This is a genomic window from Methanosarcina siciliae T4/M, from assembly GCF_000970085.1.
Taxonomy (GTDB): Archaea; Halobacteriota; Methanosarcinia; order Methanosarcinales; family Methanosarcinaceae; genus Methanosarcina; species Methanosarcina siciliae.
Genome location: NZ_CP009506.1, coordinates 4,719,058 through 4,731,417 on the forward strand (window position 1 = coordinate 4,719,058; position 12,360 = coordinate 4,731,417).

General features: G+C 37.7%; 8 protein-coding genes. 4 read left to right on the forward strand and 4 right to left on the reverse strand.

What is annotated here, in order from left to right; translation table 11 throughout:
• The first annotated feature begins 888 nt into the window (after nt 1-888).
• The 4 genes from MSSIT_RS19775 to MSSIT_RS19790 all read left to right on the forward strand — a co-directional run bounded on the left by MSSIT_RS19775 (nt 889) and on the right by MSSIT_RS19790 (nt 5,269).
• Nucleotides 889-1,596, forward strand: a complete 708-nt coding sequence (locus MSSIT_RS19775) for an acyltransferase (RefSeq protein ID WP_269430794.1) — start codon at nt 889-891, stop codon at nt 1,594-1,596.
• An 83-nt stretch (nt 1,597-1,679) separates the two neighbouring features.
• On the forward strand, nt 1,680-2,762 hold the full coding sequence (locus MSSIT_RS19780; RefSeq protein WP_048174187.1) for a DegT/DnrJ/EryC1/StrS family aminotransferase: 1,083 nt from the start codon (nt 1,680-1,682) through the stop codon (nt 2,760-2,762).
• A gap of 45 nt (nt 2,763-2,807) precedes the next feature.
• The gene (locus MSSIT_RS19785; protein ID WP_082089079.1) at nt 2,808-3,746 is read left to right on the forward strand and encodes a UDP-N-acetylglucosamine 3-dehydrogenase; all 939 of its coding nucleotides are present in this window, start codon (nt 2,808-2,810) and stop codon (nt 3,744-3,746) included.
• A 95-nt stretch (nt 3,747-3,841) separates the two neighbouring features.
• Nucleotides 3,842-5,269 (forward strand): nucleotide sugar dehydrogenase, encoded by a 1,428-nt coding sequence (locus MSSIT_RS19790; protein ID WP_048174188.1) that lies wholly within the window; start codon nt 3,842-3,844, stop codon nt 5,267-5,269.
• A gap of 197 nt (nt 5,270-5,466) precedes the next feature.
• Here the strand turns inward: MSSIT_RS19790 and MSSIT_RS19795 are convergent, their stop codons facing one another.
• The 4 genes from MSSIT_RS19795 to MSSIT_RS19810 form a co-directional block, all read right to left on the reverse strand.
• Complete coding sequence (locus tag MSSIT_RS19795) at nt 5,467-7,302, reverse strand: hypothetical protein (RefSeq protein ID WP_231590084.1); 1,836 nt, start codon at nt 7,300-7,302, stop codon at nt 5,467-5,469.
• Between the two features lie 513 nt (nt 7,303-7,815).
• Nucleotides 7,816-9,015, reverse strand: coding sequence for a glycosyltransferase family 4 protein (locus MSSIT_RS19800; protein WP_148706063.1), 1,200 nt, complete (start codon nt 9,013-9,015; stop codon nt 7,816-7,818).
• 6 nt (nt 9,016-9,021) lie between these two features.
• Nucleotides 9,022-10,203: a glycosyltransferase family 4 protein gene (locus MSSIT_RS19805; protein WP_048175126.1), complete on the reverse strand. Its 1,182-nt coding sequence runs from the start codon at nt 10,201-10,203 to the stop codon at nt 9,022-9,024.
• A 91-nt stretch (nt 10,204-10,294) separates the two neighbouring features.
• A complete protein-coding gene (locus MSSIT_RS19810; RefSeq protein WP_048174193.1) occupies nt 10,295-11,398 on the reverse strand; it encodes a glycosyltransferase family 4 protein in 1,104 nt (367 codons plus the stop codon).
• Between the last annotated feature and the right edge of the window lie 962 nt (nt 11,399-12,360).

Genomic DNA, 12,360 nt, shown 5'->3' on the forward strand with positions numbered 1-12,360 from the left:
AAAATAGAAGTTTTAAAGATTCTTCCACTGATTTAAGAGCTTTCCAGAAATTAAGAGCTTTCCAGAAATAAAGAAGACCTTAGATTTTAAAAGTGATCACAAGCTTGTAAAGGACAACCGCACCGAAAGAAAACAGAAGTGGAAGAATTCCCATATTCAAAGAGGTTTTCACAGCATTTCCCCAGTGCTTTGACAGGGGAAGGAAGTCTCTGAGAAACAAAAGTAAAAGTAAAGCCGCTACGGAGACTAATGCACCTTCAGGAACCCCAGGCGTGGTCATCATTGAAAGAGCATCAGAAGAAGCGTAAGTTGATGAAATTAGACTAATAGGCGTGGTCAGAACTCCTTCAGTTGATTACGTATAAGGGAAACAAATGTACAACCTAATATAAAAATCCTACTCCTTTTAATCTTCCGAACTCCATCCATATAAGAAAGAGAGAAAAGAAAAGCATATGAGCCTGAAAATCTTGAAAAAGGATCAATGATATCAACGTTCAGATTTTATCAGTATTGTAACATAATAATACAGGGTTTCAATATTTTCAAGTGATAATTTATTCAAAGCCAATCCAATAAAGTAGAGAACTTTATGAAGATGTTGTTTTCGGAAGACAGGGAAGAAAGGGGATAAATAGATAAACCAAACCAGTTAAATAATTTAAAGTGTATCCAACTTAATACCCACATATATACAAATTAAAGGATGTTGGCACAAGTAACAGGGAAATCACAAAGGTCCCTTGAAGAATCCGGAACTACAGATATCCGGAGCATACGGAAACAGAAAAAGCCAGATATATAGAAACAAATGTTTCCAAACAAGGCACAGTTTAGTTATAAGTGTTTAAAAATATAAATGCATTGGAATTTAACTCGAACCCTCTAATGAACTATAATAAGGTACATGAAAAACTGGGGAACAATATGACCTCAAAAGAATTCAAAATCCATAATTCTTCCAGGATTTACGGTAAATCTGTGATCGGAAAACATACTGTGGTTCTGGAGAATGTAATACTTGGGTATCCAGAACACAAAGTCCTGATGGAAATTCTCAAAAAAAATGTGGAGTTAGAAGACTTCGAATTCCAGGGCTGTAATATAGGCCCGAACTCTATTATAAGGGCAGGCTCTACAATATTCTCCAGCGTAAAAACCGGAAGCAACTTCAAAACCGGACACAACGTAATGATCAGAGAAAATACACAAATCGGGGACAACGTGCTCATCGGGACGAACGTTATCGTGGATGGAAACGTGAAGATAGGAAACAATGTCAGTATTCAGGGAAATGTGTATATTCCAACGAACGTAGTTATCGAAGATAATGTATTTATCGGACCATGCGCTGTTCTTGCCAATGATAAATATCCTATCCGCAAAAAGTACGAGCTTAAAGGCCCTGTTTTGAGAAGAGGAGTGTCTATTGGCGCGAACGCAACTCTGCTTCCGGGAGTGGAAATAGGGGAAGGAGCAATGGTTGCAGGAGGAGCCCTTGTTACAAAGGATGTACCGCCCTGGAAACTGGCGGTAGGGGTGCCTGCTAGAATACGCGATCTTCCGGAAGAGCTTAAAGAATTAAACCGAATATAAACGTCCGTTGAAGAGTATAAACTTATTAAAAAAATCAAAGCTAAGCAAAATAAGTACTATTGAGAGTAATAAGAGGTTATAAAATGATCCCAATCGCCAGGCCCCTGCTGGGCAAGGAAGAGATTGATGCGGTAACGGAGATCATGAATTCAGGCATGATCGCACAGGGACCGAAAGTAGAAGAATTCGAGCTTGCTTTTTCCGGGTATACAGGCTGCGAATATGCAGTTGCAGTAAACTCAGGCACTGCAGCTCTGCATATTGCCCTTCTTGCCCATGGCATTGGAAAAGAAGACGAGGTAATTACGAGTCCATTCACGTTTATTGCTACCGCAAACAGCATCCTTTATACCGGCGCAAAACCTGTTTTTTCAGATATTGAGCCCGATACATATAACATAGACCCTGAAAAGATCCAGGAAAAGATTACTTCAAAAACGAAAGCCATTATGCCTGTCCACCTTTACGGGCATCCTGCAGACATGAAAGCCATAATGGAGATCGCCGAAGACCACAAACTTGTTGTGATCGAAGACGCCTGCCAGTCCCACGGTGCAGAATGCCTCGGGAAAAAGGCTGGCAGTTTCGGGACAGGAGCATTCAGCTTCTACCCTACCAAAAACATGACAACAAGTGAAGGCGGAATAATTACAACTAATGAGAGGAGGATCGCAGAAAAAGCAAAGATAATCAGGGCACACGGTTCAAAAGTCCGCTACCTGCATGAAATGCTGGGCTTTAACATGCGCATGACTGACATTGCTGCCGCAATCGGGCTTGCCCAGCTCGAAAAACTGGATGGATTTACTGTTGCCAGGCAGAAAAACGCAGCCGTACTCTCAGCCGAGCTTCAAGGCATTTCAGGGGTGGTGCCCCCGGTAACAAAACCTGGCTGTACTCATGTCTTCCACCAGTACACAATCAGGGCTAACAGGAGGGACGAGCTGGCAGCTTTTCTGAAGGAAAAAGGAATAGGGACCGGAATACATTACCCAATACCAATCCACAAACAACCCTATTATACGGAACTTGGATACAGGGATTCTTTGCCTGTCTCGGAGAAAGCGGCAGATGATGTTATTTCTCTCCCCGTACATCCGGCTTTATCCGGGGATGATGTGCAGAGAATAGTAAAGGAAACCAGAGGATTTTATATTAATGATTGAATGAGATCCAGGCCGTAACCGCATTCTTGAACAGGAAGTGAAACCTTGATCAGAGTAGGAGTAATAGGCACAGGCGCAATGGGCCAGAACCACGTCCGAATTTACAGCGAGATGGAGGACGTAGAGCTTGCCGGGATATCGGATGTAGACAAAAACAGAGTTGAAGCCATGGCTGCTCAGTTTAAAACGAAAGCCTTTACAGATTACAAGGAAATGTTTGCCGAAGAACTCGACGCAGTAAGCGTAGTTGTGCCCACAAAACTGCATAAACAGGTAGTCCTCGATGCCCTGGAAGCGGGCCTTCATGTCCTTGTCGAAAAACCGATTGCCGACACTGTTGAAAACGCAGACATGATGATCGAAGCTGCAAAGGAAGCAGGAAAAGTTCTTATGGTAGGGCATATAGAGCGTTTCAACCCTGCAGTCATAAGGCTCAAAGAGATTATAGATTCGGGAATTCTGGGCAAGATAGTTTCGATCTCCACCCGAAGAGTAGGGCCTTATAACCCAAGGATAAGGGATGTGGGAGTCATTCTGGACATCGGTGTTCACGATATTGATGTTATCTCATACCTTTACGACAAGAAGATAAAGGGGGTTTATGCCATTGCAGGTGCAGACATTCACTCTTTTGAAGACCACGCCTCAATTATCCTGCGTATGGATAAGAATTTTGCAGGCGTTGTAGAAACAAACTGGCTGACCCCTCATAAGGTAAGGCAACTGACAGCAATAGGAATCAAAGGCGTAGCTTATCTGGACTACATTGACCAGACAGTCGAGCTGCACGACAACGGCTGGATCAGAAAAGCCAAAGTTGAACCTAGCGAACCCCTGAAAAACGAACTCACTTACTTCATAGACTGCATTAAGACAGGTAAAGAACCAAAACCCTGTGGGGAAGACGGCAAACACGCCCTCGAAGTAGCAATGGCAGCTATAAGATCCTACGAGGAAGAGAGACTGATCGAATTAGGAAAGTAAACCGGATAAAACAGAACCGGTGACTGGAATAGAAGTCCGAAAGCTTCAGAGAAAAATAAAGACTATCTAAAAAACATATCTGGAAAGTGATAAGCATGAGCAAACTGGAAAAACTTCTAAAAGAACGGGGCCCTATTAGAAAAATAGGTGTGCTTGGCATGGGGTATGTAGGTATCCCTGCGGCTGTTCTGTTCGCAGATGCTCCCTGTTTTGACAAGGTACTGGGCTTCCAGCGCAACTCAAAAAGCTCAGGTTATAAGATTGATATGCTCAATAGAGGAGAAAGCCCGCTCAAAGGGGAAGAGCCAGGCCTTGAAGAACTAATCGGAAAGGTTGTGAAAGCAGGCAAGTTTGAGTGCACCCCTGATTTCTCGAGAATCTCCGAACTTGATGCAGTTACACTTGCAATTCAAACTCCTTTTGCAAATCCCAAAGACCTGGAACCCGATTTCAGTGCCCTTGTAGAGGGGATCAGGAACGCAGGAAAATACCTGAGACCTGGTATGCTCGTAGTCCTCGAATCTACGATCACTCCCGGAACAACCGAAGGAATGGCAAAGAGTATCCTTGAAGAAGAGTCCGGGCTAAAGGCCGGAGAAGATTTTGCCCTCGCGCATGCCCCTGAAAGGGTAATGGTAGGCAGGCTCCTGAAAAATATCCGGGAACACGACAGGATCGTAGGCGGAATCAATGAGGCAAGCACAAAAAGAGCCGTTGAGCTGTACTCTCCCGTGCTCACGGTCGGGAAGGTTATCCCTATGAGTGCAACCGCAGCTGAGGTTACAAAAACCGCAGAAAATACTTTCCGCGATCTTCAGATTGCCGCAATCAACCAGCTTGCCCTTTACTGTGAAGCCATGGGCATAAACGTCTATGATGTGAGAACTGGAGTCGACAGCTTAAAAGGTGACGGCATTACAAGAGCTATCCTCTGGCCCGGGGCAGGAGTCGGAGGCCATTGCCTGACAAAGGACACCTACCACCTGGAAAGGGGAGTCAAGATCGGAAAGGGAGAGATTGACTATCCCGAAGGTGCGGACTCGATTTATGTACTTGCAAGAAAAGTCAATGATTTCATGCCTGTACACATGTACAACCTGACTGTTGCAGCCCTTGAGAAGCTTGGAAAGAAGCTGGAAGGCTCAAAGGTTGCAATTCTCGGATGGGCGTTTATCAAGGACTCGGATGATGCCAGAAACACTCCCTCAGAACCTTACAGGGACCTCTGCCTGAAAGCCGGAGCCAGTGTTATGGTACACGACCCGTACGTAGTAAATTATCCGAGCGTTGAGATCTCCGATAACCTGGAAGAGGTTGTAAAAGACGCGGATGCTGTAGCAGTGCTTGCGGGGCACAGTGCATACTTTGATGTGAAAGCCGACTGGCTAAAGAAAGTAAGCGGAAAAACAAATCCGGTTATTGTTGATGGGAGAAATGTAGTTGAACCGGATGAATTTATTGAAAAGGGGTTTGTGTATAAGGGGATTGGGAGGGGAGACAGAAACTCGCATGAGATAAAATAAAGAGGAAGAAATCTCCCCCTTAAGGCATTTGTTTAGATTTTATTCCGGGAAAAAAGGCGAAAGTTATTTTTTAGATTTCGATTTCAACTACTGCAACCCAAATCATTATTGGGCTTGCAGACCGCCTCCCAATTGCAGTGGGTTTGGTGACTAGTTGAATCTCACAAGTATTTTTGCCAGAGGGCATCAGAGCAACATCAGAAGGCATCCTCGATACTTTTGTTGAGAACATTTTTGTCAGAATCAATGTTAACCGACTGATTCAGATAGTCTGAGTATTTGCAGTTAAGGTATAAATCAGCGTATGAATTAGAATATATTTTATTTTTTGTAAACATGATATTATTCAGGGAATTATTCTGATAATCAGATGGACTGGAAGTGTAAAGTTGTTCTGTGTTTGGAACGCCAAAATACAGACCATCCTTTTCAAAAGCTTTATCTCTGACATAAAAATAATTGCAAGTGTAATTTACAGATCCAGGAATTTCAGAAGAGTTCAAATAATTAAAACATAAATAATCCTTGGAAGTAAGCGCTAGAAAATACCTTTGCGAAAAATAATCAGATAAAACACAAGACTCAGAAGAAGCATATGAATCTAAATAATTAAATCCATCAATTTCTTGTTGAGTGAAGTAATTTCTTGGACCATCTTCATATATAAAATTAGAATTCGTGTTGCTATTAGTAATCGAAACAAAGCTAAAAAATAAAGGAATTAAAAAAACAGCTATGCAACATAATGTTTTCAATTTATCAGTAAAGAGAGACTTAATAACTATATAAATCCCGACCCCTACAGATAAGGCTATAAATGGAAATACAAATAAACTGAATCTGTCGAACTGCAACAACTCCATAGTTTTCCATAGCAATTTTAAAGGAGAAGGGAAATAGAGCATAAAACATGCCAACGAGAAAAGACCAAAAGCACCCTTGGATTTACTTCTCTGGTATGATATAAGATATTTGACTCCGATTAATGCAAAAAATAAAGAAACATAAACATCCAAATTTGAAAATAGAAGATTCAGTAAATTTTCATTTAAAATAGAATTTATGTTATATTGCATAATAAAGCTATCTTTATAGAAGAGACTTGTTAAATGTTGACCCACTACTTCTGATGTAAATCCATAAGCCCCATAAATCCAGTAACTGATGAAAAAAACATTGAAAAATACAACAAATGTAGCTGATATATATCCATGGTCATTACTCAAGTATTCGCATATAAGGAACATAATAAAGAGAATAGAGATTTGTGCAGCTGATACTTGATGAGCCAGTACGATTGAAAACACAAATAACAATGTAAGAAATTTGAGATACCGATTAGTGGTAGAATTATTGATACTGTCACTGATACTGCTACGGATATTATTACTGATACTGCTACGGATATTATTACTGATACTGCTACGGATATTATTACTGATATTATTACTGATATTATTACTGATATTATTACTGATATTAGTATCGACATTAATCCTATAAAGTAAGTAGAATAAGATAATAAAAAATACAAACGCAAATACTCTAGTAACCATATAGGTACCATGAAACAGGATCTCAGAACTCCAAGAGTAAACTAAACAGCTTAAAAGACTTATTTGTTTATTATTTGAAATAAGATAATATAGCATATATATAAACAACAACACAACGACAAAAACAGGAGCAGTAATCAAAAAAAGAGAATTAGTTATATTCATATTCATAATATGAGCAGTTGCTGCAACTAAAATGTGATATAAAGGAAATTTGCTATAAAAGACCATAGATTCAGGAAGTGTGTTCCCAGATTCAGCAATAATTGTGGCATAATGGATATGAGGTAGTATGTCAGTAAAACCAAAATAGAGTGGGTATACAAAAGTAACACCATAGATAAAATTTAGCATTAATGCGGCAATTTCTACGAGTATTATTGAACTAGATGTTTTGCGAGAGAATATTTGAACAAATACAATTAAGTACAATAGTAAAAGTAATAAAATGTAAAATTCAGATCTATCATTAGTCAAAAGTAAACACACAGCTGACCAGATGAAGACGATAATATATAGTTGTGTTAAAAGATTGTTATTTAGTGAAAAAACATAAATATCGTTAAATTCGAGAGATAAGTTTCTCGCAAAAAAGATAAATAGAGCAGAGACCACTACTACAATTGATAGAAGAGTTATATAATAATAGATACTTTGCAACTTCATTAAAAAGACGGATGATATGGAAACAACAACGGCTAATATAAGAAAAAAAGGGTGTGCATCAATAAAACGTTCAATGTAAGAATTGCCACTCATTTTTTCATCAAATCCTATTCAACTGTCATCGGTTAATCATCGGTTAAGGAATTTTCTTGCATGCATGTCATCGATTTTAGAGAAAAATCAGTCTCAAATTTAAAACATTGAGAATAAAATCGAGACATTGTTCCAACTTCATATCAATATTTTTAAGACGTTACAGAAATAGGGCAATTTATCATGATCCTTTCTTAACTGAAGATGCATAAATCCCTATTTGACAATAAATTATGAGTTTTTACTTTTATTAAAATTGTTAAGAACTTTACAAGAAATATGTTCGACATTTTCCGCAGCAACCCTCCAACTATGATAATTCTGAATGAATTTATAACCATTAGTTCCAATTTTTTCGCAGAGAGTGTCGTCTTGTAATAATCGTACAATAGTTTTACCTAAATCGCATACATCCTCAGGAGCTACAGAGATACCACCATTTGAAGTAGAAAGTAACTCTTCTACACCTGTTATTTTACTTGCAACGACAGGTTTACCGCAAGCGAGATATTCATATAATTTTAATGCAGATAAACCTATCCTTTCATTTCTTTCAATGACAAAAGGTGCGACACAAATATTACTAGCATTAATATAAAATGGAACGGTTTCATAATCGACGTAGCCTGTAAACAGATAGTTTTGAGAAATATTCAAATGATTTACAAGTTTTACCAGTTCATCGAATTTTGGACCCTCACCTACAATTACAAACTTCGTATTAGGACATTTACTCAAAATATATGGACTCGATTTTATTAAATAATCTACACCTTGCCAAGGAGCCAAATGCCCAACAAAACAAATATATTTATAATTTGCATCTAAATTTAGAGTCTCCAATACACTTTTTCTATCCATTGGCTTAAAAAGGTCAGTATTAGCACCATTTTCAACTACCGAAATTTTATGAGATGGAATTTCATAAGTTGATTGAAGAAATTCCTTCAATTTAGGTGTAACTGCTATAATATGTGTTGCACACGAATATCTGTTAGATAAAACCAAGTGCAAGATTTTAGCAATTGACCTGGGTAAAAGACCTGTTTCATTAGAGATCCCATTTACCTCCACAACTACAGGAATATTAAATAGCAAAGATACATTACAACCAGTCCCAAAAAAGTGAGCTCTTTCATAAATAAGGTCACACTTATTTCGGAGTAAATAGAAACAACAAATAAAAAAAGCATTTATAGAAAAAGTAAATGCTCTCAAAAAATTAATATCAAGATATCCACATCTTTTGAAAGTTAAATTATTCCCAAAATCTGGAGGATATTTAGTAGGAGAGACAACAGTGATAGAATTATTAATGGACAAATTTCTCAATATTTCCCTCACATGAGTAGAAGAACCGTCAGAACCATTTAGATCCGGGAAAGAAATATATAATATATTCATAAAAACACCTTGAGGACATAATTTCAAAGAAATTTACATGGTGAGAGTGAGGTAAACTTGTTCGGTATCCTGAGCCACTTTTTCCCAAGAAAATTCTTTAACTTTATTCAGAGAGTTCGCTCCCATTTTTAGCCTCAACTCTTTATCATTCAAGAGATAAATTATTTTTTTAGCAAGGTCATTGTAGTCTCCGGTTTTAGTTAGAAATCCATTACAATCTACATCAATAATTTCTTTAAAACATTCTAACCCGCTTCCAACCAAAGGTAAGCCTGAAGCCGCAGCTTCCATTAAAGTAAGTGGAAAGGCCTCTGATAACGAGGGTAATACAAAAACATCTGCCGCTTTATAGTGTAATATCTTCATATCATCATCAATAAAACCTGTAAATAGAACGTCATTGTCAATACCAAGTGTTTTTGCCATTTCTTTCAGGTTATTTTTCCAAGATCCTTCACCAACAAGAACCAAATAAGAATCCGGAGATTCCTGTACTATTTTTTCCATTGCTTTAAGTAAAACGTCAGGAGCCTTTCTCGGGGTAAGGCTACCTACAAAAAGAATAATAGATTTATCTTTTGGTAAATTCAATAAATTTCTACATTCTTCTTTTGAAAGAGGGATATCAAAATCATCGAGATTTATACCATTAGGTATAACTTCTATTTTTGAGAAATATTTTTGTAAAGAGCGCGAATCTGCAACGTGGCTTTCAGAGAGACCTATGATAGAATTTGTGCGAGTCAAGATAAAATCACATAAATAATTATTGAACAAAAAAACCCCGATTCTGCGTTTTAGACCTCCATATCCACCAATCCAGTCCCCATGATGAGTAATAATAAAGGGCTTGTTTTTTATCATGGAAAAGAAAAGAGCAGTTAATGGGGCTGGTAGGTTTCCCATATGTGCATGTACAATATCCAAACATAAGTCAGAAATAAGAGGCTTATATAATAAGTCAAGAGAAATTGGAGCTTGACCGATAATAAAATTCTTTTTATACCTATATATCTTTATTTTCCCATAATCTTCTATAGAGTTAGTTGAGTTTATTGAAGAGGTAAAAATAAAAATTTCATGCCCTCTTTTTGCCATTTCTACTGCTAAGCTATAGGCAACATTTTCTACCCCTCCATCGTGAGAATGAAAAATCACTTCCCCTGTTAAAGGATTTTTATATGGAAATCGCGTTGTAAAATATCCAATTTTCATAGTTCCACCGGACTGATCACATAAATTTATTAGGTCCTTATTCAAGTTTAGTGATAAAACTGTACTGCCAGTAATAGCTATTTTAGATATTTTAAACCAACTCTTCATAAAGCTTTATTGTTTCCTTCACGGTGTCCTTCCAGGAATAGTTTTCAACAACATTTCTTCTTCCATTTTCCCTGAATTCTTCTGCAAGAGAAGAGTTTGATAGCACTTCTGAGATTCTGTCTCCAAGGGTTTGGGAATCTTTAACTGGGACCAGTATCCCACCACCATCGACAATATCGACAAGCTGCGGAAGCCGGGAGCAGACTACAGGGATTCCACACGACATTGATTCTAGAATTGTCCTTGGGACACCTTCCTCAAGGCTCGGAAGTACAAAAACACTTGAATTTTGATAAAGACCTGCAAGTTCAGAGTTCTGAACAAAATCCTTCATTATAATACTGTTACCCAGATTCAGGTCATTTATTTTTTGAACGATACGGTCTTTTTCCGGACCTTCCCCGATCATTGTGAGAGTAGCTTTGGGGTGCCTGGATTTTACAATATTGAAAGCATCAATAAGATATTCGAGCCCTTTTCCTCTTGCATATCTGCCAACCCAGAGCAAGTTTTTTTTGTCAAAAGAGGTTTCCTTTGAAGGAACAAAAAGATCAGTATCGATGCCGTTGTGTATCACTTTGATTTTTTGGGATTTGATTCCGATGTCAACAAGTTCCTTTTTCTCGGATTCAGTGTAACAGATGATTTTATCTGCTGCTGCAAATGTAAGCCTGGCACCAGTGGCCGTATAAATGTTCTGGAACCATTTGGGAGCAGTCTGTGAGTTCAGGCCATGATTGGTTATGACAAGGGGAGTTGAACCCAACTCTCTTGCAACTGCACTGAGGTTAGTTGAAAAGAACAAGTGGGAGTGTGCATGGATCACATCATACTTTGACTGGTCTTTAATCAGATTAATAAACATATTCGGTGTGATGGAATTTCCAAGTATTTTTACAAGTGGTTTGAAATTCCTGACATGATAACCGCCAAGAGCTTCATATTCACATTTGATGCCCTCAGACGCAGTATAAACGGTAACATCATGTCCCATTCTTGCCTGCTCCTTGGACATTTCATGGGCATGGATGCAAATTCCTCCAACCACATGAGGATAAAGGTCAGGAGCAATGCGCAATATTTTCAAGAAAAAGCCCTCTTTTTTAATGTATTTTAATTCATTTTTTAATGTATCCCATAACCTCACTGTCAGTATAAAACAATTCCCGTCAACACTATAAACATTAATATAAGAGTTTTCACAAACCTTCAACCCACTTAATTTTTTTGATATTCTGCATAATTATAGCCAATATCCCATAGTTTCTGATATAATATTATAATATGAACTCCAGCAAACTACGGAGAATTGAAAATCTTATTGCAGCAAGAATATATCAAAAGAGATCAAAGTAGTGAATGCTTCAGCTAATAAGCCTATCAGGATAATATGAACCGAGAGAAAAACAGGAAGTTTTCCAAGTGTAAGAATTAAAGGTAGCTGACTAAAAATCGTTCTTGAGAGCAACCGTAAGTATAAAGGCTTTAGGACCAGAGGCTTTAGGACGTTATAAAAAAGATGTATAAAAAAACTATAGAACATGTCTATTCCGTGACTTTTTTTGGGTTCCATTCATCTTTTTCATAATTATAATCACTCTCCTTAAACCCTGTTTTTATTTTTAGGTGCCAAACAGGCCAAAATATATTGCAGCAAACTTAATAAATATTTTTAGGCATTGTCATGCGTTTTTTATAGTTTGAAGTTCTATTTTGAAGGGGGGACATATACAAGAAAATAAGATTGAATAAAATAATTTATTTTGATAAGTAGAGGAGGAATTTATCATATAGGAGACACTGCATAAGCAAGAGAACAATTCTTACTCAAGCGGTTCTCCTCAATTGAACTAATGTTAATTGAACTGTATATTTTTCAATAGTTCGTTATAAAAAACTAATGTTAGGGAGTGGAAGCTATTTGAAAAATTTAGCTATTCTGATTGCAAACTGTATTATTTATTTAAAGCATTATTCGGGCAACTTAATAAAGATTTTCATAGAAAACTTGTTGAGAAATTTAAGAATATTATCTGCGGAGAAATTTAA

What these genes read in the sequence shown, in the direction of transcription:
- MSSIT_RS19775 (WP_269430794.1), top strand. Translation starts at nt 889, where the DNA reads ATGAACTATAATAAGGTACATGAAAAACTGGGGAACAATATGACCTCA.
- MSSIT_RS19780 (WP_048174187.1), top strand. Translation starts at nt 1,680, where the DNA reads ATGATCCCAATCGCCAGGCCCCTGCTGGGCAAGGAAGAGATTGATGCG.
- MSSIT_RS19790 (WP_048174188.1), top strand. Translation starts at nt 3,842, where the DNA reads ATGAGCAAACTGGAAAAACTTCTAAAAGAACGGGGCCCTATTAGAAAA.
- MSSIT_RS19805 (WP_048175126.1), bottom strand. Translation starts at nt 10,203, where the DNA reads ATGAAAATTGGATATTTTACAACGCGATTTCCATATAAAAATCCTTTA.